Genomic DNA, 22,427 nt, shown 5'->3' on the forward strand with positions numbered 1-22,427 from the left:
TTATGCCAATCATGTCGTCCGATCAGACATGGCTGACCCTATCCGCACACTCAACACACAACGGCGTGGTCGGGTCAAATTCCAGACGTTTGAGTTCAATATCGTCACCGCAGTTATGACAATGGCCATATTGATCCTGATCCATTCGGGTCAGTGTTTTTTCAATCCGGGTCAGTTCGGCGGCGCGACGGCGTTCCTGTTCAAGATGCATTTGCTGATTTTGTAATGCGTCCATGCGTGACAGACGCCCGACCGCCTGTTGATCAAGCTCGACGGGCTTACGGTAATCTTCTGAATGGCTGGAATGTGCCAACAGCTCTGCGCGTCGGGTTTCAAGCCGTGTGCGCAGCTCAGCAAGATCAATGTCTTTACGATCTGTCATCGCGAACCTCGTAATGTGTTGTTGTTCTTCTTTTCTTATATGGGGTGGGTCATCGGTCTTTCGCCAACCCCTTTGTGCAGATTTAAAGCCATTACCGGGGATCACTCATATTCAGGTGCAATTTCCGCAGGCATCAACAAGCTTTTCCAATGCAGCCTTGGCTTCGGCATCATCCAGGCCTTCGGATTTGATTTTCTTCTGGATTTTGCAACAAAGTGCGGGTCCATCGGCAAACGGTTTGTCCGTCCAGAACGGTTTGGCTGTTGCGAAATATCCCGCCTGATCAAGGAATGAGACACCGTAATAATAGGCCGCCCCGACGGAATTATAGAAGGTCGGATCATCAATGAAACCGCCATCTGGCGTCATGGATTTGGTCAAACACCAGTCAAGAACCAGACCGATGTCATCTGATGCAGCCTTTTGCGATGCGTCATCGACATGTGACCAACCAAGGTCAAATATCTTTGTCACATCGTAATTGTTGTGATTGTTGAAATCATCGTTGTGTTTCCAGCCAAAAGGATAAGCCTGATCCCGGATCGCAAGCGTGGTTGCAAAAATCTCCCCCCATAAATCGACCTTGCCGTGCTGGTAGGAAATATTATGGAACGTCAGGCTGAGGTCAGGACTTTTCAACACACCATCCGACGCGGTTGCAAACCATCCGCCCCAATAACCACTTTGCCCATCCTGCCAGTCATCGAGCCATTTCTTATAGGCTGCGATATAGTCATCACTCAGGTTAAAGCCCTTCACATGGGTTTGGAAATAATCGCGAATTTCACTTTTGAAACACATCTGCGACAAGGTTGCAGTGACAGCCCCCAAGGCATCGCGACGATCCAGCCCATCGGCAAAGATGTGTGACGTTTTCTGGCTTTCCAGCCACGCGACCATCTTTTGCGGTGTCGCAATCGGGGCGAGGAACAGAAACGGATATTTCGGTGCTTGCCCCTCATCGGCCAACGTATTGACCGCATCAATCATCGCATCGACCTTGAGGAACCATTGATCATAGCAAGGCCCCCAGGAACCATCGATTGCGACCTGCTGACTGGCCCAATCCTGATCTGGGTTATCAAGGGATTTTTCAAATGCCGCCAGTTTCCCCGCCAGCGTTTTCCAGTCGGCCGTATAAGACAGAAACCATTTGCATTCGATCATTTGCTGATCGGATGCAGCCATGCTGCTTCCGGTTTTCTGGATCGCAATCAGCTTTTCCTGCAACGGTGCAAGCTGTGCTTCAAATGTCGCCTGTTGCGACAGATAGTTGGCATCAAACGCACAAAACTGGTCTGAAATAAGTTGCTCGAAGTTGGTCATTCATTCCCCCTTGGCAGCGTCGCACGATGCACATCCATCACATAAACGGACGGGGCATCACGGTAGGCAAGGGATCAGAATGTCAAAGCCGTTGATAAATCCCAAGAATTATCGAAACAAACACGCTGTATCGGACCGTTAAGGCCAAACACCGGCAGGCTTTTATTCCTGCTATTCCTGCATCAGCCAGTTTCGGATCACACGAAGCGCCTGATCAGGATCTGTATCCACCAGTTTTCCAGCAACATTGGCTTTCCTGCGATCAATACGTCCTTCAACCCCGGCGACGGTAAAACCATCGTCTTCGACGGTCGATGGCACCGACTGTACCGGAGTCACTGATGACGTATTACGTAACCGGTCCTTTAAGACCGGGTCTGTACCGGGTTCATATTTTGGGATTGGCGCAGCAGGTTTTGGTCCATCCATAAATGAACCTGTTGAAGTATTATTTTCCTGCTCTTTCGACGGTGCCATGAACCTGATATTCTCCGTTGAGTTTGCACAATAGCACACTATGCGACTCGTTTCCTGCTTGACGGATCCAATACATGTTACTTGCCGCTTGCCCGCAAATTTACTAATTTAGGCGTCATTGAACTTTAGTTTAACATCCTATTTATGGCGCAGCGCCACATGAGCGCAGCGAAAAGTTGCAAATAAACTCCTCCAGCTTTAGCGCATCTTTTAAGGTGCCCCGTCACCACCAGTTTCTGTGGCTTTAACAGCCTGTTGCGTGAAGCCACCGCCGAAGAAAACTATGTGCAGCGCAGTTATACTGCAGATTTTCCGAACGATTTTTGTGCGAAAGAATCCTACCAGAGTCATTTTAGGGTTTAATTCACCGACTGCTCTATTTACCTTTTAGCTCCCACGCAGTATCCACCACCTTTGGATAGCGTAATAGATACGTTCGGACAGAAAGTACGACGATAGGGGTAACGGGAATTGGTCAGACACTACACATACATCTTGTTTGGCATCTTGTTTGGCGTTTTGGCGGTCATGCTGATTGACCTGCCAAAGTCAGATGCTGCTGATTTTGGCGAAGCCCCGATGCTTGAAACCCAAGTCAAGGACGGCACGTTGCCGCCGGTTGATCAGCGTCTTCCGACGACACCGATGATCGTGACCCCGAACGACAAAGCGGGCGTTTATGGCGGCACATGGAAGATGGCCCAGCGCGACCAGCGCGACCATGCACTTCTGATCCGCAACATTGGCTATGAACCGCTTCTGCGCTGGACACCGCAATGGACGACAACAGTGCCCAATGTCGCGTTGTCCTTTCAACCCAGCAGCGATGCGACGGAGTTTTTCTTTCGTCTGCGTCCGGGCATGCGGTGGTCTGACGGCGCGCCGTTTGGCGTTGATGACATTATTTTCTGGTACGAAGACATCCTGAACAACCCGGCCTTTGCCGAAAATGTGCCTGAATGGCTTAATTCCGATGGCAATCCAGTAACAGTCGATAAAATCGATGAATCGACTGTCGCATTCCGGTTTAGTACCCCTTATGGCCTTTTCCCAACCGCCCTTGCCCGCCCCGAAGGGGTTGAGCCGGTGAGTTATCCCGCCCACTTTCTAAAACCGCTGTTGCCGAAATATAATGCCAACGCGGATGAAGAAGCACGCGCGCAAGGATTTGCAGGTTGGAAAGAACGGTTTGTCGCCGTTTTTGGCGTTCCCGGAACGATTGACGACCCGAGCCGCTGGCAAAATCCGGACGTTCCAACGCTGAATGCGTGGGTTTTGACCGGCATCTACGGCGAAGATGATCCACTGATCGCCAAACGTAACCCATATTACTGGAAAATCGATCCTACCGGACGTCAACTGCCCTATATTGATCAGGTATCATTCACGTTGGTGTCGTCCAAAAGTGCGGCAGGTGATGCGGCCATTGCCGGACAGGTCAATATGCAGGAACGTCACGTCAGCACACGTGCCGACGAAGTTCTGGCAGCCAATGATGACCTGCAGCCGTTTACATTAATTGAAAGCGACATGAATGCGCTGACCTTGTCCTTGAACCTTAATGACAAGGACACTGTTCTGCGCAAGATTTTCCAGAACAAGAACTTCCGCATAGCCCTGTCCCACGCCATCGACCGCGAAGCCATCATTGGACGCTTCACCCCCGGAGCCCTGCCGCATCAAGCGGCACCACGTCCCGAAAGCCCGCTGTATCATACGGTTCTTGCCCGGCAATTCATCAATCATGATCCCGAGCTTGCGACAGACTATCTGGCAAAGGCAAACCTGACGCAAAAGGACGACGAAGGTTTCCTTCTGCGCCCCGATGGCAAGCGTCTGTCGTTTACGATTGATACAGAAGGGTCCGACCGCTTTGACATGCTCAATGCCGTTATCCAATACTGGCGCGATATTGGCATTGATGTCACTGCACGCAATCTTGCCCGAGATGTTTTTGTCGCAAACCGTCAAAACAACAATCATCACGCCAGTGCATGGGGCGGTGATGGCGGCCTTGATGCCATGGTGATCCCGATCAACTACCTTCCGGTGTCTGCGGAATCTTCATGGTTCGCAACCGGCTGGTCCAATTGGCATGCCAACCCGGAAAGCCCCAATGCAATCACCCCGCCAGAAGCCGTTCAGAAGCAACTTGCCCTTTATGATCAGCTAAAGGCCACGGCAAATGCAGAAAAACAAGCGCAACTCATGCGCGATATTCTCGACATCAGCGTCGATCAGTTTTACGTTATGGGAATTGCGCTTCCGCTTAATCGCAAAGGCGTGGTTGCCAAGAACTTTCATAACGTTCCCAAGATCATGCCTGCTGCCTGGAGCTACGCAACGCCGGCACCTACAAATCCTAGTCAGTACTACATAGATTAGGAAGATAATATGTGTCACTCTTCGGAGTGAGGACAGGGGGAAAATAACCGCGTGAAGAAGCTGTTGGACCGGATGATCGGCAGTCTGGTTTTCAAGATCGCACTTTCGATTGTGATCGTTGAGACCATTCTGCTCGGGCTTTTTGGCGGGTATTATGTTCAGTATTTTGGCGCGGAAATTGATCGACGCATTGCCGAACAAATCAGCGCACCCGGTCGATTAATTCAGGACGAACAGCTTAAAATCTCGGTCATCAGCGATCCAGATCAGATGGAACTTCTGCTGGGCCCCCATGTGCAGGAGGCAATGGCGATCGGTTTTGATGGGACCATCTATCACACGATGGATCCTATGATGATCGGCCGTTCGGTCAAGGAGCTGCCCGATTTCCCCAAGGGTGAATTGCGCGCCGACATGACCGAGGAGGTCCTGTTTACCAGCGATGACAGCAGTGGCCGCAACATGGTCAGTATCACCCCGCTGTTTACGCTCAATGCCAATCAGCCGTTTATGTATGCCTATTTCAAGGTATCGACCGAAGGCCTTGAAGCAAGCCAACGACAGATGCAATCGGTTCTGCTGATTGGCTCGGCGATGTGTATCTTGCTGACATCGGCACTGATCTTTTTGTTTACCCAGCAAACCGTGCTCAAGCGTCTGATAACGGCAGCACAGTTTGTGAATAACATTCAGGTTGGCAAGCTCAGTTCGCGGTTGACCCCGATGGGCCGTGATGAAATCGGGACGCTGGAACGCGGCCTGAATGCCATGGCCGAAAGCCTTGAACGCCGTACACACCAGCATCAGATCGCACAGGATGCGCTGCGCGATAGCGAAGAACGCTTTCGCGACTTCACCCTGTCGTCGGCAGACTGGTACTGGGAAATGGGCCCGGACCTTAAGATCGCCTTTGCGTCCTACAAGTTCTATCAGCTAATCGAAGAAATCAACGGATCACCGCAAGGCCAGTCGTTCGACAAGCTGGGACTCCGGTCTGAACGTCAGGACGGGTGGCAGTATCTTAATGGGCGTCTGTCAGCCCATATGGCATTTCAAAACATCGAATTTTCGTGGATATCACGCCAGGGTGAAAAACATTTTGGGCGGATCAACGGCGTCCCGGTGTTTGAACTTGACGGGACATTCAAGGGATACCGCGGCACCGGCAGCGACATTACGTCCCAGCGCCGGGCCACCGAAGAACAGCAGGCATTGCAACGCCAACTGGCAACCTCGCAGAAGCTTGAGGCGGTCGGGCAAATGGCGGGTGGGGTTGCCCACGAATTCAACAATTGTCTGGCCGGTATCCTCAGCTTTGCCGAGGTTGCGCGCGCCAAGGTCGATCACCCGGACCGGGTGAAGGAATATCTTGATCATGTGATTTCACTTGGCGAACGGGCCACCAGTGTTGCCGATCAACTTTTGATGTTTTCGCGGCGACGCATTGATCAGCCGACCACGGTGCGGGTGCAAAGCGTCTTTTCGGAAATGGAAAAGCTTCTGGTGACGCTGCTTGAACACCGGATCGAACTTCAAATCTGGTCTTATGAGCCGGAATTGCACACCCATGTGGACCCGACGCAGCTTTCGGCGTGTCTTTTGAACCTTGCGATCAATGCCCGCGATGCCATGCCCGAGGGCGGCACATTGCAGATTTCCTCGCACAGTGTTGAAATCCCACCATTGGCCCAACGCGCCGCCGATGAGGATGCTGAAACCTATCCCGACAATGTCGCAGGAAGGTTTGTCGTTATCACGGTACAGGATACCGGCACGGGCATCCCCGATGATGTTCTGGAAAATATCTTTGAACCGTTCTTTTCGACCAAGGAACCGGGCAAGGGTACGGGATTGGGGCTTTCGATTGTTCATAGCTGGGTCGAAGAAGCCCACGGTTTCATCAATATTGAAACGGTTGAAGGCGAAGGTACGACCTTCTCTGTCTATTTGCCCCGGTCAGAGCCGATACCGCAAGCTGCGCGGTCCAAAGACGACATCGACAGCATTCCGGGCAATGGCGAACGTATTCTGGTGGTCGATGATGAACAGTCATTGCGGACAACTGCCGGTATCATCCTTGAAGATGCCGGATTTGAGGCTGTGACGGCCAAAAGCACCGAAGAAGCGCTTGAGATCCTTAAGGCAACTGAAGAAACCAACAAGATCGATGTGATCCTGACCGATGTTGTCATGACCGGACGCAGTGGCCCGCAATTGATCATCGAAGCGCTGCGCCAGAACCCGCAATATGGCGTTGTCTTTATGTCGGGCTATCCGGCCCGTTCGCGCAAGGAACTCGACAAGCTTCTGGGTAATTATGTGTTTCTCAAAAAACCGTTCCGCCCGGCTCAGCTTCAAAAAGCCATTCACGATGCGCTGACCCTTCGCGCCGAACGGCAAAGCACCTAAGACAAAACGGCCAAAACAGATATATCGCGGGTTTTCAGGGTCGAGTCTCGGGGCTTTGTTGCGTCTGTTTTTGCCAATCCGCCCGCAAAGGTTAAAAAATTCTTTCCATTTTGGCGGTGCTAAATCGTTTCATTGCACGTGGTTACAGAAGCACCTTTTGATCTGGATCCTGCCGGTGTGACAGCCGTCACATTTTTTGGCATATTTAACCCCTACTCTCATACTCAGAGATTAAATCACCTCCTGCGAGGGGGAATATTCCCTTCCGGTAATGTCATGAGGTCAGGATGATCGGTTCAGTTCAGGGTTCAGGATTAAGTGCCGCCGCGCAGGCCGTTAACGAGGCGATTACACCACAAGGTGGCGCCAACCCGTCATTGCCATTTGCCGCCGCCGAAGGCGCGATGAACAAGGCAACCAGCCTTGCCAAAACCATCGGGTCGATCGTGACGGAACATCAGCCGCTTGAAACCAGCGGCCCCCGCGGTACGAACGTTAATATCCTAACGTGATTTTCCCTCTCGTTAGCTTCCTCCAGGGTGGCAGGTGCCACCCCTTTTTTTCTGTCTGCGTGGCAACGGCAGCTTAGCGGCCCGGCCCGGCGTCCTGTTCATGACAAACCGGCAAGCGCATGCTAGAATTGCGGTGCGTTAAATCTGAATGATATTGTCAGCGGTAAGATGCCCACCAACAGAATTGGTACTGGTTCATCCCAAACAGGATTGCAAGATGCCCGCACCACCCAACAGGGCGGCGTGCGTGCGCGTGGGCAGACGGTATCCACCCCCGATCAACCATCATCTGACAGCTTCATCGCCGCCCAGCTTGCGCGCCTGCGTAACCTGATTGCCAGCGACCAGATTGATCACAATGCCCGGCGCGGGACGTATCTGAACATTCTGCTTTAAAGCATTGCATCAAAACATAAAAAGGCGGGCCATTTCTGACCCGCCTTTTTGCATCCCGATCCATCAATCCCGGCAAAGAAAAGAGCCCCGTACCGAAGTACGGGGCCAGTTTATTTGTCCAGGTGTGTTGGACAAGGGAGCTTGCGCAAAAGCGTGATCAGATCACGCAGTTGCCTGGTCTTCGCTCATTGAGCGAATAGGATGTTCCAGCTTATCAACGATTTCCTTTGGCACGATTTGCCAGAAGTGACCGCGTTCGCGATCCCAGTTATCAAGGATGGTGCGAGCATAACCGCTTTCGGTTTCTGCGACATGCTCCTCGATCAGGGAACGGCAATGCTCGTCCCAATGCTGGGTTTCAATACGCTGGAAAAGAATGGAACCGTCATTGACGACTTCCTCGAACGTGCCTTCGACGTCATAGATGAATGCCATGCCACCGGTCATCCCGGCGCCAAAGTTTTCACCAACCGACCCAAGGATAACAGCCGTACCACCGGTCATATATTCACAACCGTTCGAGCCACATCCTTCGACGACCACCGTCGCGCCAGAGTTACGCACACAGAAACGTTCACCGGCCTGACCCGCCGCAAACAGCTTACCAGCCGACGCACCGTACAGGATGGTGTTGCCGATAATCGTGTTTTCGTTGGTCTTAAGCGGGCTGCTTGGACGCGGACGCAAAACAATCGTCCCCCCCGAAAGGCCCTTGCCGACATAGTCATTGGCATCGCCCTGCACTTCGAGCTTCAAGCCCTGAACCGCAAAGGCCCCCAGTGACTGGCCCGCCGATCCGCGCAGACGGACATGCAAGTGGCCCGGTTTCAAACCGGTCATGCCGTATTTCTGCGTGATCAGGGACGACATCCGCGTGCCAATCGCACGCTGGGTATTCTGGATGTTGTACTGCAACTGCATTTTTTCGCCGTCTTCAAGAAGCGGACGGGCATCCTTGATCATTTGCGCATCAAGGGTGTCAGGCACTTCGTTGCGACCAACCGTCGTGCAATAGCGTGCATGTCCCCCGGCATCGGCCTGTGCCAGAAGCGGGTTCAAATCAAGGTCAACAAGGTCCTTCGCACCACGGTGAACCTGCTGAAGCAGGTCCGAACGACCAATGATGTCTTGCAGATTGTCATAGCCAAGCTCGGCCAGAACGTCTTTGACTTCCTCGGCCATGAAGGTGAACAGGTTAACCAGCTTGTCTGCTGTGCCGACAAACTTGGCGCGCAATGCCGGGTCCTGTGTACAGACCCCGACCGGGCAGGTGTTGGAATGGCACTGACGCACCATGATGCAACCAAGTGCGATCAGGGATGCGGTGCCAATACCAAATTCCTCGGCACCGAGCATCGCACCAATCACCACGTCACGGCCGGTTTTAAAGCCGCCATCGACGCGCAGTTTGACCTTGTCACGCAGGTTGTTGAGTGTCAGGACCTGATTGACTTCCGACAGGCCCATTTCCCATGGAATACCGGCATATTTAATCGAGGTTTGCGGGCTTGCACCCGTTCCGCCATCATAACCCGAAATCAGGATGACATCGGCCTTTGCCTTGGCCACACCTGCGGCAATCGTCCCGACACCAGAACGCGACACCAGCTTGACGCAGACCTTACAGCGCGGATTGATCTGTTTGAGGTCATAGATTAGCTGTGCGAGATCTTCGATTGAGTAGATATCATGGTGCGGCGGCGGTGAAATCAGGGTCACACCCGGCGTTGCATTCCGCAACTGGGCGATTTCGACCGTGACTTTAAAGCCCGGAAGCTGACCGCCTTCGCCCGGTTTTGCACCCTGGGCGACCTTGATCTGAATTTCTTCGCAGTTATTAAGGTACTCCGCCGTCACGCCAAAGCGGCCCGAGGCAACCTGTTTGATCGAGGAGCGCGCATTATCGCCGTTCGCACGGGGGCGGAAACGTTCACGCGATTCACCACCTTCGCCGGAGTTCGATTTTGCACCGATCCGGTTCATGGCAATCGCAAGGGCCTCGTGGGCCTCGGTCGATAGTGCGCCATGGGACATGCCCGGGGTGACGAACCGCTTGCGGATTTCGGTGATGCTTTCGACCTTGTCCTGATGGACGGCCTTGCGGTCACTGCGGAAATCAAGCAAATCACGAAGATGCAGCGGCTCACGCGACCGCAGACCTTCGGAGAATTTGCGGAACGTGTTGTAGCTGCCGGTGGTAACGGCCGACTGCAACGTATGGATCAGCGGACCGGTCCAGACATGGCGCTCGCCCGAACGGCGGTATTTGTACAAACCACCAACCGGCAAGGTCACAACATTACCGTTAAAGGCTTCTTTGTGCTGCGCAATGCAGCGACGCTGAATACCTTGCAGGCCAATACCAGAAATGCGCGACGGCATGCCCGGGAAGAATTCTGCCACCAAGGACCGTGACAGACCAATGCTTTCGAAGTTATAGCCCCCGCGATAGGAACTGATGATCGAAATGCCCATTTTCGACATGATCTTGAGCAAACCGGCATCAATCGCGGCCTTGAAACGCTGCATGACTTCGACGCTGCCCGCGACATTCGGGAACAGACCGCGTGCATAGCGATCCAGCAAACCTTCCTGTGCAAGATACGCATTGACCGTGGTCGCACCGACACCGATCAGAACGGCAAAGTAATGCACATCCATGCATTCCGCCGAGCGAATGTTGAGCGAGATATACGTCCGAAGCGACGTTTTCACCAGATGGCTGTGAACGCCACCGGTCGCCAAAACCATCGGGATGGCCGCACGGGTTTCAGAAATACCTTCGTCGGTCAGAATAACGTGCAATGCCCCGCCGCGCACAGCCTCTTCGGCTTCGCGCTGAATGCGTGAAATTGCTTCGCGCAAGGCAAGCTTGCCACCTTCGATGTCAAAGGTGGTGTCAATTTCGACCGCCGTGTCGCCCATATAACCGCGCATCGCGTCATATTCGGCATTGGTCAGAACCGGACTTTCGAGCTGCAGCAGATCACACTGGCTTTCATCCTCATCAAGGATGTTGCCAAGGTTGCCCAAACGGGTTTTCAAGCTCATGACGCGGGCTTCACGAAGGGAATCGATCGGCGGATTGGTCACCTGCGAGAAGTTCTGACGGAAAAAATGATGCAAACCACGATACCGATCCGACAGGATCGCAAGCGGGGTATCATCACCCATCGAACCGATAGCTTCCTTGCCGTCTTCGCCCATCGGATGAAGGATCAGTTCGAGGTCTTCGTGGGTCAGGCCCATTGATTTCTGCAACCGCAGAAGATGTTCTTTTTTAATGTGTGCTGGTTCGATGCGATCAGGCGAAATCAGGTCATCAAGGACCTTGGTCCGACCGACCCATTTCGACCAGTCGCGACGATTTGCCAGACGGTCTTTGAGCTCACCATCGTGGAACAGTTTGCCTTCTTCAAGGTTGACCGCAATCATCTGTCCCGGGCCGAGGCGGCCTTTTTCAATGCAGCTTTCTTCGTCGATATGCACCATGCCCGCTTCGGACCCGGCAATCAAAAGACCATTGCCTGTTACCGCATAGCGCAGCGGGCGCAACCCGTTACGGTCGGTCCCGCCCAGCAACCATTTGCCGCCATAAGCCGCAAGAGCAGCCGGGCCATCCCACGGTTCCATCACAGCATTGCAATAGGCATAGAGGTTTTTATAGCTGTCTGGTGTGGAGGCCTTTTTCGACCATGCTTCGGGCACCATCATGGTTTTCACCATCGGCAGATCACGACCGGCACGGACCATCAGCTCGAACACGGCATCCAAAGCCGCCGAGTCAGATGACCCCGGCTGGATAACCGGTTTGAGGTCATCAATGCTTTCGGCAAACGCATCATGCGCCATGCGTGCTTCGTGGCTTTTCATCCAGTTGACGTTACCGCGCAGCGTGTTGATCTCGCCATTATGGGCCAGAACACGGAACGGCTGTGCCAATGGCCAGCTCGGGAAGGTGTTGGTCGAATAACGCTGATGATAGACACAGAAGTTTGACACGAACCGCTCATCGCGCAAATCCGGATAGAAGGTATCGACGTCTTCGGCCAGGAACATGCCCTTGTAGATCACTGAACGGCACGACATCGAACAGATGTAGAAATCCTTGATCGCTTCGGACAGGACCGCTTTTTCAATGCGGCGACGGATGGCATACAGATCAATCTCGAACTGTTCTTCGTCCACATCGTCACGAACACCGATCAGGACCTGTTCGATTTCCGGGCGGGTCTGATTGGCTTTTTCACCGATGACCGAGACATCAACCGGCACCTGACGCCAGCCAAGAATGCCATACCCCTGTTTGAGAATTTCGGTTTCGACAATCGCACGGCACCGTTCCTGTGCGGCCATGTCGATACGCGGCAAGAAGACCTGACCAACCGCGATCAGGCTTTCGGGCGCTTCCTGATTAATAACTTTAAGATATGCCTTAAAGAAATCCTGCGGAATCTGAAGGTGGATACCAGCCCCGTCGCCGGTTTTACCATCGGCATCAACAGCACCACGGTGCCAGATGGCTTTGAGCGCCTCAATCCCGGCTTCGACAACTTCGCGGCGCGGTTTACCATCAATCGCCCCGACAAGACCAACGCCACAGTTGGCGTGTTCCTCGGCCGGGTCATACATGCCGCTGGCCTGCAAATGGGCCGCGTTCTTTTCGAAGCGGGCGATATCAGCCGCACCCCGGTCCTGTACTACTTTGTCCTGAACGATTTTGTTCATAACGTCTCTCTCCTCATGCGGCAGCAGGCTTTAAGCAGCAGCTTCTTTGCGCGCCAGCAAATATTCATCGATCCGGTCTGCCGCATCGCGGCCATCACGGATTGCCCAAACCACAAGCGATGCCCCACGGGCGATATCGCCCGCGGCAAACACCCCATCAAGATTGGTCATCATCGAGCGGAAATCGATTTTGACCGTTCCCCAACGCGACACACCAAGTTCCGGCGCATCAAACAGGGTCGGCAAATCCTCGGGCTCAAACCCAAGAGCTGTGATCACCATGTCGGCATCCATGGTGTAGCTTGACCCTTCGATGATTTCCGGGCTCTGCCGGCCACCGGCATCCGGGGCACCAAGGCGCATTTTAATCGCACGAACACCGGTTACCTTGTCGTCACCAACGAATGCTTCGGGGTTGGTCAACCAGACGAATTCAACGCCTTCTTCTTCGGCATTGGCAACTTCGCGCTGGGAACCCGGCATATTGGCACGGTCACGGCGATACAGACATTTGACCGATTTCGCCCCCTGACGGATCGCGGTACGGACACAGTCCATGGCGGTATCCCCGCCACCAATCACGACAACATTCTTGTCCTTGGCGTTGAGTGTTCCGTCTTCATAGGCCGGGACACTGTCCCCCAGTCCATGACGGTTCGATGTGGTCAGATATTCCAGTGCCGGATAGATGTTGGACAAACCAACGCCCGGTAATTTGAGGTCACGCGCCTTGTAAACACCGGTTGCGATCAAAACGCTGTCATGTTTGCGGCGGAGGTCTTCAAGCGATGCGTCACGACCTACTTCGAATTCGGTGTGCATGACAACACCACCTTCTTCGAGCAGTTTCACACGGCGCTCAACAACATCTTTTTCAAGCTTGAAGCCCGGAATACCATAAACCAGAAGACCACCAATGCGGTCATAACGGTCATAGATATGGACTTCATATCCTTTAAGGCGCAGCTGTTCAGCCGCAGCCATCCCACCGGGACCCCCGCCAATGATCCCGACAGACATGCCGTTTTCAGTGGCCGGTTTGGGCGGTTTGACCCAACCGTTGGCAAAGGCGGTATCGGTGATGTATTTTTCAACAGACCCGATGGTCACTGCCCCATGCGTTGACTGTTCGATCACGCAATTACCTTCGCACAGGCGATCCTGCGGGCAAATACGACCCGTGACTTCCGGCATATTGTTGGTCGCCGCCGAAATGGCATAGGCTTCTTCAAGGCGCCCAGCGGTCGTCAGGCTCAGCCAGTCGGGGATGTTATTGTACAACGGACAATGCGCCTGACAGAACGGCACACCGCACTGCGAACAACGCGACGCTTGATCGGCGGCCGAGCTGTCCTCGAAAGGCTCATAAATCTCATCAAAGTCCGTCCGACGCGCGGAGGCATCTCTTTTGTGCGGATATTTTTGTTCTAAATGAACAAATGTCAGCATCTTCTCTGTCATGGCGGCCCTCTGGAAGGGTTTTATGTTGCGGGTTTCGCTTTATATACGTGGCAAATACCCAAGAATCCAGCATTAAATGCACATTAGGTCATTAATACTGACATATATCATACTGCGACGATTCCAAATACCCAGAGAGCCCCTGAGAATCCCCCTGTAATAAAGTTTCATTAGTACCAAAATGGTACTATTAATGCATTTCGTCAAATCGGGCTAAACTGCTATAAGCGATCAGTTTTTGCCGAGAACAGCCATAGAGGCCGGAGTGACGTTACAACATATAATTCTTCTGGCAGTCGTCCAGGGGATCACGGAATTCCTGCCCATCAGTTCTTCGGGACACCTGATCCTTGCCCCTGCCCTGACAGGTGCGGCAGATCAGGGTTTATTGGTAGATGTATCGGTTCATGTCGGCACACTTGCCGCTGTGTTGATCTATTTCTGGCGTGATGTTTTCGCCATGATCGGCGGATTCTTCGTTCTTTTGTCCGGTCGGATCAATCCTGGCGCGCGACTCGCACTGCACATCATCCTTGCCACCATCCCGGTTGTCGCGATTGGCTTCTATTTCAAGGTTTCGGGCATCGAGGAACAGATGCGTTCTGTGGCAGTCATTGCCTGGACGACGCTTGGCTTTGGGATTGTGCTGTGGATTGCCGATAAGATCGGCATGACCATCAACCGTCTTGAGCACATGCGCTGGGGCGGTGCCTTGTTTATCGGCATGGCGCAGGTTCTTGCCCTTGTTCCGGGGACAAGCCGGTCGGGCATCACCATGACAGCGGCGCGTTTCATGGGGTATGAGCGATCTGACGCAGCGCAGTTTTCCATGCTGTTGTCGATCCCGGTAATTCTGGGCGCGGGCCTTCTGGCAGGTATCGATGTGCAGCAATCAGGCGACATGGCCCTGACCCGAGACGTGTTTTTGGCGGCGGGCCTATCGTTCATCACTGCCCTGATTGCCATTGCTGTTCTGATGAACTGGTTGAAACGGTCGACTTTCACGCCGTTTGCCATTTATCGAATTCTTCTGGGCGGCGGTTTGCTTGTCTGGGTTTACGTGTATGACCAAGCTCCGATCAGCCTTGGCTTTCTGAGCTAACCACGACAAAGCCCTTACCAATGTATATGCGTCCGCTTAATCCGATTGCCGATGGTCCGGCACTACATGCGATTTTTGGAAACCCAGATTGCTGCACGTGGCTGCCTGACCCGGCCTTTCCAGATGTCAAAACGACTATTGCCAAACTGAAATCCTGGACCGACGGTTTTGAGGCAACATCATGGACCATCGCACCGACCGAAGATGGTCCGGCTGTTGGGCGGATATCGCTTTATAATATCGGCCGTGATCCAAATGTATGGGAAGCGGCCTGCATGGTTGCACCGGCGGCACGCGGACAAAACTTTGCCGCACGCGGATTGTCTTATGCGATTGGGTTCTTGTTTGCGACGACAACTGCACGGCGTGTGTATGCCGATATTGACCCGGACAATCACGCGTCCCTAAAAACGTTTGAGAAGCTGGGATTTAAGCGCGAAGGGCAACTTCGCGGCGAATGGGAAACCCATATTGGCATACGTGACTCGGTTATTTACGGGTTACTGCGAACCGATCCGCGCCCCGATATCACGCCACATCCATCCATCATTGCCTGACACCGGCCTCAAGGCTGATCAGTCCTGCCAGATCGGCCCACCAGACAGGACCAGTTGCGCACGCGCCGGATCTTCGGGCGCATAATCAGACAAATCAACAAAGCGCATCAGAAATGGCTCGTGCGATAGTAAAAAGTCAAGCACGCCGAGCTGCACTTCGTTTGTCGCAATGCCCTTACGCAGGTCATCAAGCCCCATGCCGGTTTGCGCCAAAAGCCCCTGCAACAGTTCTTCATCACCGGCGATATGCGCCACGGCCTGAATGGCAAGTGTTTCAGCTGCGTCCTTATTCATCGTGTTTCCCACCCAACAGGGTCATTTAAACCAGTTTGCCTTGGCCATTGCCCGCCAGATCACAAGCCCGGCGATAACAATCACGCCTGCGGCAATACCACCCAGACCGTTTCCCGCCAATAAAACAAGTCCCCAGAAACCAACGGTGCCAAAACCAATCGCCAGACTAAGGAATGCCGATTTGGTCAGAGTGTCCTGATTTTTCTGGGCCGCTTCGGCGCGCTTGATTTCATCGACAACTTCATACCAAGCCAGTTGCTGCCAACGGGAATATTTAAGTCCCTTACTGGGTCCTTTACGCAAGAACTCATCGAGCTGTTTGACGATATTGGCCGCACGCTCCTCGGGAACGACATATTTGCCGATCCGCTCTTTCTTGCGTGGTCCTTCGTCTTCTTTATCGATCATGTTCAATGGGTCACTTCCATCATTGCGCCACCTGCAGCTTTCCCTTGTTCATATGCCCAACCGATTTAAATCCGGTAAACCAAATCAAACTGTGCATCTCGTCACAGCTTACCGCGCATTTTCCAATCAAAGAGCCCATGCGGCATCTGGTAAAATTTTTCGAACTCATGCTATTTGCATTCCGGGCACAAAAACAATTACTTGGCAACAAAGGCGCAGATCAGCCCACTTTTTTAGATACCTTGCGCCTAAAAACTTCTGCTGATCGGGCATACATACAGTTCTTCTCACATTTTCATGGACCAGCAGATGATCCGCCTTCTTCACCGATTACGGTTTCTGCTATTTGCCTTGCCGATGGCCCCTGTTAGCGCATTTGCGGATGGCGAAAACATCATTGCGGCCTGCAGCCCGTGGCCGCCCTATGTCGTTGATGGGGAAAAGCCCGGTGGTATTCTTGTTGATTATGTCGAGGACCTATTGCAGGGCTTTGGCTATTCGGTTCGCATCGACGTCTTTCCCTGGAAACGCGCCATAGAAGCCGCACGCAGTGGCAATGTCGACGTCATATTTTGCGCCGAAGAGGGGCAGGCAAAGACATACGGCCTGGAATACGAGTTTCCCATCCTGATCAGCGACACAGTTCTGCTGTCACACCGCGACGCTCCATTGGAAGCATCGCAGGTTTGGCACCATCGCATCGCACTTGGCGCGGGATACTGGTATGGGGATGCGTTTGAAAGCCGCCGCCAAGACGTCGACACCATTGAGGTTGTCGATGATTTGACGATCCTGCGCATGGTCGCAAGCAACCGTGCGGACGGCGGGTTGATGGAGAAGGCTGTCTTAGACAGCCTGCTTCACACCTACCCGGAACTTGCCGAGATGATACACGTCAGTTCCGAGCCGGTTACGACGCAAACCTTCTATTTTGCGACGTCACCGGCAACGCAAATAGACATGCGCCACCTTCGCCAGCACATCACAAAAAGCCGTCCAAAACCGATCATTCAACAGGTCAATTCGAACGCGCTTTAACTGTGCAGTAAATGCTTTGATGTGTTGAGCATACAAGATGCCAACAATCAGATCAGGATGCGAACAATGCCGTCGCGGCAATAATGCCAAAAGCAACTAGATGAATCATCTTAGTCTCCTGTTTCAACCAAGGTTGAAGCCCCAATACCGACAGTCGGTATCGGACTCACAATTCAATCTATGGGTTAAAACGGGTTATTTCATGGCAGTGCCGCATCGGCCACATCGCCCAATCGGCCACATCGCCCATGGCCGAGGAACCCAGAAATTTGTTCATTCGTAATTTGGGATGATGGTGCGGGCGGCCGGACTTGAACCGGCAAAGTCTTTAGGACCGGCGGATTTTAAGTCCGCTGCGTTTACCAATTTCGCCACGCCCGCAACGCGCGACATCCGGCTTTGGAACCGGCAGATCAGGGTTCTAGCGCGGCTTTGACGTTGGTGCAACATCCTATTGCTGCATTTGGCGGTGGTTGTTGAATTTGATCCTTTTGCATTACTGCGCCTGCTGTCAATGCGGCATGATTGCCTGCCTTTCTCCATATTAGGTGCACATTTCATCGCCAGCATACAGCGTACCGGTAATTACAACGCGCTGACACATATGCACAGGCCCTTGCCAACTGTCCTGATTGCTTCGGTGTGCCTGGCTTCAACGGCCTTGTATTTGCACCGTAGTGGCATAGCTGAATTTGTTCCTCTGGCTTTGGCCGGAAACAGTGGCGCGCGCCCCGACACCCCCATTTTACGCAGTGAAACCTTGAACCGGGCCAATAACCGGCGACGTCATATGAACCGGCTTTACGATAAAATGGACGAGGACCTTTATGACAGCACGCTTGGGCCCTTGATGCTCGACGATTCGATCCCAGCCGAGGCCCAACCGGCAACGGCACTTGAACTTGGTACAGGAGATGAGACTACTCTAGAAGCATTCGGAGGCCGGGCCGCTTTACGGTCGCTGGCCCAGAAACTTGATTTTGACAGTGCTGCCGGTACCTTCCCAACACAATCACGCTCCGCAAGTGTGCCGCTGAGCATATGGGTTGTCGGCAATCAAGCCGACATTGAAAACCGGATCGCAGGCACAGGATATGACCCCGGATTGAGCGGCGACACCGTTTCGATTGATAGCGGGGTCGACTATCTGGTGGCCGATGGTTTGGTGCTGGGTCTTGGCGTTGGCTGGGGCAGTACGGCAGGCGAGTCTGGTGCACGGCAGTTGGAATATCGCGAAAGCAATCTGGCAGTTTCACCCTATTTCGTGGCGCGCATGACCGATTGGCTTAATCTGCGCGGCAGTGTCAGCTTCGGCGAAAGCACCATCAGCCAGTCTGCTATTGGCACAGGGCCCGACACTCTTCGTTATGCCGAAGCACTTGAAAGCAACACAATTTCAAACTCCATCGGGTTTGGCTCGGAATATGAATTTGGCAGCCTGCCACTTACAGTTCAGCTTGACGGCGACATGATCACCGCACGCGAAAATGTCAAATCTGCGCGCGCGACCGACGGCAGCATGATCCCGGAAAACACCGCCTACACCCAGCTATTTGATGCAGTCGCCGAAGCCCGCTATCGCATATCGATGGGAAACCATCGGATTATTCCCTTTGCCGGGCAGGAAGAAACCATTGCGATGATGAATCAGGACTATGGTCGCAGTGGATCAACCCGATATTTTGCCGGCAGCGAATATGCCTATGACCCGATGAACTTTGGCATGAGCATTCAAGGTTTCCGCGAAATGGCAACAGATAGCGAAATGCTGGAAGGAATTCGTTCTGAATTCTCCATGACCGAAGAATTGCCCCGTGGCTATGGCACATTAAGCCCCTATATCAACACGGAAAGTACCAACATCTATCTTGAAACAGGGGGCGGATTGACCCACGAGTGGGGCAAATTCCCCGGTCAGGTCAGCTTTGAAATGCGTCGGAAATTCACATATGAAATCCAGCACAGCGATTACTCGGGCCTCGTCACCGTCGATTTCAAATTCTAGGGTCTGATAAACCCTCCCATCCTGCTCCTTTTGATCTGACGAAACAGTGAGAGAATCGCTGATTGCGGTTGTGACAGGCATCTAGCTATTGGCGCGGATCAATCTGACAGGTAGGGTGCACACCTAAGTACACAAACGCCAATTCCAGCAGGTTTGCGCATGACCACGCCCGATATCAAAACCCCTGACGACACGGGTACAGATGCCCTGACGCCGCCGGTCTTTGATCCAGAATTTCAAAGGCAGTTTATCGATCTTTTGCTGTGGCGGCGGGACGTACGGCGGTTTCGTACCGACCCGATCCCAAAAGACGATATTGACGGATTGATCAAAGAAGCCTGCCTTGCCCCGTCGGTTGGCAATTGTCAGCCGTGGCGCTTTGTAAAGGTCAATGACACCGCACGCCGTAAAGCCATCCGCGACAGTTTTGAGCGCGCCAATCAGGAAGCGCTTAACGAGTATCACGGTGAGCGCGCCAAGCTTTATGCATCGCTTAAATTACAGGGCATGGATCAGGCACCGGTGCAGCTTGCGGTATTTGCCGATGAACAGACCGAAGCTGGCATGGGGTTGGGTCGCAAAACCATGCCCGAGATGCTTGATTATTCTGCCGTGGCCGCCGTACAGCTCTTGTGGCTGGCAGCACGGGTCAAGGGGATCGGCGTTGGCTGGGTGTCAATCCTCGAACCCAAAACCGTTCAGGAAACGCTTGAAGTGCCCGAACACTGGCGCCTGATTGCCTATCTTTGCATCGGCTATCCGGAAGAAGACCATGTTGTCCCTGAACTGGTCCGCGAAGGTTGGCAGGACCGCATTGATCCCAGCGCCCTCACCCTCGAACGTTAAAGCCAACGTGCGTGCCCACACACAGCCGCACACAACACAATAACCACGCACAAGGAATATCAGGATGTCTGCCGACAAAGGCCAACCACAAAACCCCGAGCAGCCTGAAAAGAAAACGCTGTCCAATGCGATCTATTTCAAGATTATGGGCTATTTGCTTACGGCAGGCTGGGTTGGTTTCATCCTTGCGATAACCGGCGGCGACACAACACATCCAATGTTTGATTATATCTTTGTCGTGCCATTGGCCGGTTGGATCATCGGCATGATCGTCGCGCGTGTTATTCGGTCAAAAACCGGTGCGGATCGTCCCTGATCAATCCCTATGCCCCAAGAACAAAGGCGCCATCATCTGGCGCCTTTTTCATGTCCGGAAAATATCGCGCCGCAGGCCTTAGTCATCGTCACGTTGGCGGGTACGTTCATCGCGGTATCGATCATCATCGGAAAAACTCCCCAGCCCCATAATCCCCATACCCATGCTGATCCCGCCAAAGGTGATGAACAGGCCAAAGAACAGCAGAAAGATGAAGATCGGTGCGTCGCGTGATGCCATCGCAAGACTGTAAATCCCGCCGACATCGAAAAACAGCACCAGACAGCCAAACACCACCGCCCCAAATCCGCCATAGGCGGTATGTTCGATCAGAAATTTAATAATCAACCGGCCTTCACGCGCAGCTTTGCTGTTGCGTGGGTCGTCTTGCGGCGTGTTGCTGTCGTCTGACGGCGTCATTGGCACGAACCCCTAAGCGGAAATCAAACCAAGCTTACCCGTTCTGAACCCTTGGAGCCTTGATGAAAAACAATCAGGCAGACACTTCGCCGGTATCTTCGATGACATCACGTCCCTGATCGGTGATCGTGGTTCGGATCCGTTCAGAAGCCTGATTGACCTCGTCGGCATTTTCACCGCGCACAACCAAGGTTGTCCCAAGCTTGCCTTCGCGCAGGAACGGATAGGAACCGATATCGGTGTTGGGAAAATCACCCTGAATTTCACCCAGAACCTTGGCAATCGTGCCTTCGGGGATATAGCCACCAACCGAGCGCGACACCATCGGGCGTCCGCCGACCAGTTGGTGCTTAATGCCCTGGAACATTGCCTGCATGATCATGGGCACGCCCGCCATGACATAGACGTTTTCCATGCGAAAACCGGGCGCCTTGGAAATCGGATTATCAATCAGTTCCGCCCCGACGGGCACATACGCCATGCGCAAACGGGCCGCGTTCAAATCTTCGGGGTTCTCATAATGACTTTTCAACAGTGCGTGCGCATCGGCATTGAGTTCAATCGGAACCCCAAATGCCTTGGCGACGCATTCGGATGTGATGTCGTCATGGGTCGGGCCAATGCCACCGGTGGTAAAGACGTAATCAAACGCGGCGCGACATTCATTGACGGCATTGATGATGGTTTGTTCGATATCGGGGATAACCCGCGTTTCGGCCAGTCGCACGCCAAGGGTATTAAGTTCTTCGGCCAGATACGGCAGGTTCTTGTCATGGGTTCGACCCGACAGGATTTCATTGCCGATAATGATCAAACAGGCGCGCACCGGATCAGACATGATATCCCCACAACTTCATTCATATTTGTTCGTATCAAGCGATACGTATTCAAGCCGCAAACGGCTCAGAGAAAATCGCGTAACATTGCCACAAGCGGTACATCAGCCGGCGGCATCGGGTAATCCCCCAAACGCACCGGGCGCACCCATTTGACCTGCTGATTTTCCATCGGTGTGATGTCGCCTTTCCACACCCGACACAGATAAAGCGGCATCATCAGATGAAAATCATCATAGGTGAAGGACGCGAATGTAAAGGGGGCAAGGCAGCTTTCGGTGATGTCGATGCCAAGCTCTTCTTTAAGCTCACGCACAAGTGCCATTTCCGGCGTTTCGCCCGCTTCGACCTTACCACCGGGAAATTCCCAAAGGCCGGCCATGGATTTGCCTTCGGGGCGCTGGGCGATCAAAACGCGGTGGTCCGCGTCCACCAATGCCACCGCACTAACAAACACTGTTTTTTCGGGGGCTTTCCCCTGGCGCAGGTCAACCGACATGCAGCCCTTATCTTGTTGTTGTATGATCAT

Annotated in this window: 20 protein-coding genes and 1 tRNA gene; 10 read left to right on the top strand and 11 right to left on the bottom strand. The window is 53.3% G+C overall.

Annotated features, from left to right (window positions below):
- Positions 1–22: 22 nt before the first annotated feature.
- The 3 genes from AMM48_RS06490 to AMM48_RS06500 all read right to left on the bottom strand — a co-directional run bounded on the left by AMM48_RS06490 (position 23) and on the right by AMM48_RS06500 (position 2,137).
- Positions 23–382 carry a TraR/DksA C4-type zinc finger protein gene (locus tag AMM48_RS06490; protein WP_022730923.1) on the bottom strand — a complete coding sequence of 120 codons (360 nt, stop codon included), beginning with the start codon at positions 380–382 and terminating at the stop codon, positions 23–25.
- Positions 383–493: 111 nt separating this feature from the next.
- The gene (locus tag AMM48_RS06495) at positions 494–1,708 is read right to left on the bottom strand and encodes a hypothetical protein (protein WP_102783392.1); all 1,215 of its coding nucleotides are present in this window, start codon (positions 1,706–1,708) and stop codon (positions 494–496) included.
- A 171-nt stretch (positions 1,709–1,879) separates the two neighbouring features.
- Positions 1,880–2,137 carry a hypothetical protein gene (locus tag AMM48_RS06500; RefSeq protein WP_244271134.1) on the bottom strand — a complete coding sequence of 86 codons (258 nt, stop codon included), beginning with the start codon at positions 2,135–2,137 and terminating at the stop codon, positions 1,880–1,882.
- A 519-nt stretch (positions 2,138–2,656) separates the two neighbouring features.
- Between AMM48_RS06500 and AMM48_RS06505 the strand changes: the two genes are divergently transcribed.
- The 4 genes from AMM48_RS06505 (at position 2,657) to AMM48_RS06520 (ending at position 7,887) form a co-directional block, all read left to right on the top strand.
- Complete coding sequence (locus AMM48_RS06505) at positions 2,657–4,570, top strand: ABC transporter substrate-binding protein (RefSeq protein WP_244271135.1); 1,914 nt, start codon at positions 2,657–2,659, stop codon at positions 4,568–4,570.
- A gap of 51 nt (positions 4,571–4,621) precedes the next feature.
- Positions 4,622–6,979, top strand: a complete 2,358-nt coding sequence (locus AMM48_RS06510) for an ATP-binding protein (protein WP_102783394.1) — start codon at positions 4,622–4,624, stop codon at positions 6,977–6,979.
- A gap of 287 nt (positions 6,980–7,266) precedes the next feature.
- Entirely contained in the window at positions 7,267–7,491 is a 225-nt protein-coding gene (locus AMM48_RS06515; protein ID WP_102783395.1) for a hypothetical protein, read from the top strand.
- Between the two features lie 168 nt (positions 7,492–7,659).
- A complete protein-coding gene (locus AMM48_RS06520) occupies positions 7,660–7,887 on the top strand; it encodes a hypothetical protein (protein ID WP_102783396.1) in 228 nt (75 codons plus the stop codon).
- Between the two features lie 162 nt (positions 7,888–8,049).
- Here the strand turns inward: AMM48_RS06520 and gltB are convergent, their stop codons facing one another.
- Positions 8,050–12,615, bottom strand: a complete 4,566-nt coding sequence (gene gltB, locus AMM48_RS06525) for a glutamate synthase large subunit (RefSeq protein ID WP_102783397.1) — start codon at positions 12,613–12,615, stop codon at positions 8,050–8,052.
- A 30-nt stretch (positions 12,616–12,645) separates the two neighbouring features.
- A complete protein-coding gene (locus tag AMM48_RS06530) occupies positions 12,646–14,076 on the bottom strand; it encodes an NAD(P)-dependent oxidoreductase (RefSeq protein ID WP_102783398.1) in 1,431 nt (476 codons plus the stop codon).
- A gap of 265 nt (positions 14,077–14,341) precedes the next feature.
- On the opposite strand from AMM48_RS06530, the gene AMM48_RS06535 reads away from it, so the two are divergent.
- Entirely contained in the window at positions 14,342–15,178 is an 837-nt protein-coding gene (locus AMM48_RS06535; RefSeq protein WP_181951553.1) for an undecaprenyl-diphosphate phosphatase, read from the top strand.
- A gap of 20 nt (positions 15,179–15,198) precedes the next feature.
- Positions 15,199–15,735, top strand: a complete 537-nt coding sequence (locus AMM48_RS06540) for a GNAT family protein (RefSeq protein WP_102783400.1) — start codon at positions 15,199–15,201, stop codon at positions 15,733–15,735.
- 18 nt (positions 15,736–15,753) lie between these two features.
- On the opposite strand, the gene AMM48_RS06545 is transcribed toward AMM48_RS06540, so the two are convergent.
- Positions 15,754–16,029 carry a DUF3572 domain-containing protein gene (locus tag AMM48_RS06545; protein WP_022730912.1) on the bottom strand — a complete coding sequence of 92 codons (276 nt, stop codon included), beginning with the start codon at positions 16,027–16,029 and terminating at the stop codon, positions 15,754–15,756.
- A 21-nt stretch (positions 16,030–16,050) separates the two neighbouring features.
- A complete protein-coding gene (locus AMM48_RS06550; RefSeq protein WP_240626263.1) occupies positions 16,051–16,437 on the bottom strand; it encodes a hypothetical protein in 387 nt (128 codons plus the stop codon).
- A gap of 309 nt (positions 16,438–16,746) precedes the next feature.
- Between AMM48_RS06550 and AMM48_RS06555 the strand changes: the two genes are divergently transcribed.
- A complete protein-coding gene (locus tag AMM48_RS06555; protein ID WP_158246432.1) occupies positions 16,747–17,475 on the top strand; it encodes a transporter substrate-binding domain-containing protein in 729 nt (242 codons plus the stop codon).
- A gap of 293 nt (positions 17,476–17,768) precedes the next feature.
- Here the strand turns inward: AMM48_RS06555 and AMM48_RS06560 are convergent.
- Positions 17,769–17,856, bottom strand: a tRNA-Leu gene (locus tag AMM48_RS06560).
- Positions 17,857–18,265: 409 nt separating this feature from the next.
- On the opposite strand from AMM48_RS06560, the gene AMM48_RS06565 reads away from it, so the two are divergent.
- From AMM48_RS06565 to AMM48_RS06575, 3 genes are all read left to right on the top strand, one after another.
- Positions 18,266–19,480, top strand: coding sequence for an autotransporter domain-containing protein (locus AMM48_RS06565; protein WP_244271136.1), 1,215 nt, complete (start codon positions 18,266–18,268; stop codon positions 19,478–19,480).
- A 159-nt stretch (positions 19,481–19,639) separates the two neighbouring features.
- Positions 19,640–20,326 (top strand): 5,6-dimethylbenzimidazole synthase, encoded by a 687-nt coding sequence (gene bluB, locus AMM48_RS06570; RefSeq protein ID WP_102783402.1) that lies wholly within the window; start codon positions 19,640–19,642, stop codon positions 20,324–20,326.
- A gap of 64 nt (positions 20,327–20,390) precedes the next feature.
- Positions 20,391–20,642 carry a hypothetical protein gene (locus AMM48_RS06575; protein ID WP_022730906.1) on the top strand — a complete coding sequence of 84 codons (252 nt, stop codon included), beginning with the start codon at positions 20,391–20,393 and terminating at the stop codon, positions 20,640–20,642.
- Positions 20,643–20,720: 78 nt separating this feature from the next.
- Here the strand turns inward: AMM48_RS06575 and AMM48_RS06580 are convergent, their stop codons facing one another.
- From AMM48_RS06580 to mutT, 3 genes are all read right to left on the bottom strand, one after another.
- On the bottom strand, positions 20,721–21,062 hold the full coding sequence (locus AMM48_RS06580) for a hypothetical protein (protein ID WP_102783403.1): 342 nt from the start codon (positions 21,060–21,062) through the stop codon (positions 20,721–20,723).
- Positions 21,063–21,135: 73 nt separating this feature from the next.
- Complete coding sequence (locus AMM48_RS06585; protein ID WP_102783404.1) at positions 21,136–21,900, bottom strand: molybdopterin-binding protein; 765 nt, start codon at positions 21,898–21,900, stop codon at positions 21,136–21,138.
- A gap of 65 nt (positions 21,901–21,965) precedes the next feature.
- Positions 21,966–22,397, bottom strand: coding sequence for an 8-oxo-dGTP diphosphatase MutT (mutT, locus tag AMM48_RS06590; RefSeq protein ID WP_102783405.1), 432 nt, complete (start codon positions 22,395–22,397; stop codon positions 21,966–21,968).
- Positions 22,398–22,427 lie beyond the last annotated feature (30 nt).

The organism is Thalassospira sp. GB04J01 (genome assembly GCF_000751115.1).
In the GTDB taxonomy this organism is placed as follows: domain Bacteria; phylum Pseudomonadota; class Alphaproteobacteria; order Rhodospirillales; family Thalassospiraceae; genus Thalassospira; species Thalassospira lucentensis.

Coding starts and splice junctions, on each gene's coding strand:
- AMM48_RS06490 (WP_022730923.1), bottom strand. CDS start 382: ATGACAGATCGTAAAGACATTGATCTTGCTGAGCTGCGCACACGGCTT.
- AMM48_RS06495 (WP_102783392.1), bottom strand. CDS start 1,708: ATGACCAACTTCGAGCAACTTATTTCAGACCAGTTTTGTGCGTTTGAT.
- AMM48_RS06500 (WP_244271134.1), bottom strand. CDS start 2,137: ATGGATGGACCAAAACCTGCTGCGCCAATCCCAAAATATGAACCCGGT.
- AMM48_RS06515 (WP_102783395.1), top strand. CDS start 7,267: ATGATCGGTTCAGTTCAGGGTTCAGGATTAAGTGCCGCCGCGCAGGCC.
- AMM48_RS06520 (WP_102783396.1), top strand. CDS start 7,660: ATGCCCACCAACAGAATTGGTACTGGTTCATCCCAAACAGGATTGCAA.
- gltB (WP_102783397.1), bottom strand. CDS start 12,615: ATGAACAAAATCGTTCAGGACAAAGTAGTACAGGACCGGGGTGCGGCT.
- AMM48_RS06530 (WP_102783398.1), bottom strand. CDS start 14,076: ATGACAGAGAAGATGCTGACATTTGTTCATTTAGAACAAAAATATCCG.
- AMM48_RS06540 (WP_102783400.1), top strand. CDS start 15,199: ATGTATATGCGTCCGCTTAATCCGATTGCCGATGGTCCGGCACTACAT.
- AMM48_RS06545 (WP_022730912.1), bottom strand. CDS start 16,029: ATGAATAAGGACGCAGCTGAAACACTTGCCATTCAGGCCGTGGCGCAT.
- AMM48_RS06550 (WP_240626263.1), bottom strand. CDS start 16,437: ATGATCGATAAAGAAGACGAAGGACCACGCAAGAAAGAGCGGATCGGC.
- AMM48_RS06555 (WP_158246432.1), top strand. CDS start 16,747: ATGATCCGCCTTCTTCACCGATTACGGTTTCTGCTATTTGCCTTGCCG.
- AMM48_RS06565 (WP_244271136.1), top strand. CDS start 18,266: ATGAACCGGCTTTACGATAAAATGGACGAGGACCTTTATGACAGCACG.
- bluB (WP_102783402.1), top strand. CDS start 19,640: ATGACCACGCCCGATATCAAAACCCCTGACGACACGGGTACAGATGCC.
- AMM48_RS06575 (WP_022730906.1), top strand. CDS start 20,391: ATGTCTGCCGACAAAGGCCAACCACAAAACCCCGAGCAGCCTGAAAAG.
- AMM48_RS06580 (WP_102783403.1), bottom strand. CDS start 21,062: ATGACGCCGTCAGACGACAGCAACACGCCGCAAGACGACCCACGCAAC.
- AMM48_RS06585 (WP_102783404.1), bottom strand. CDS start 21,900: ATGTCTGATCCGGTGCGCGCCTGTTTGATCATTATCGGCAATGAAATC.
- mutT (WP_102783405.1), bottom strand. CDS start 22,397: ATGTCGGTTGACCTGCGCCAGGGGAAAGCCCCCGAAAAAACAGTGTTT.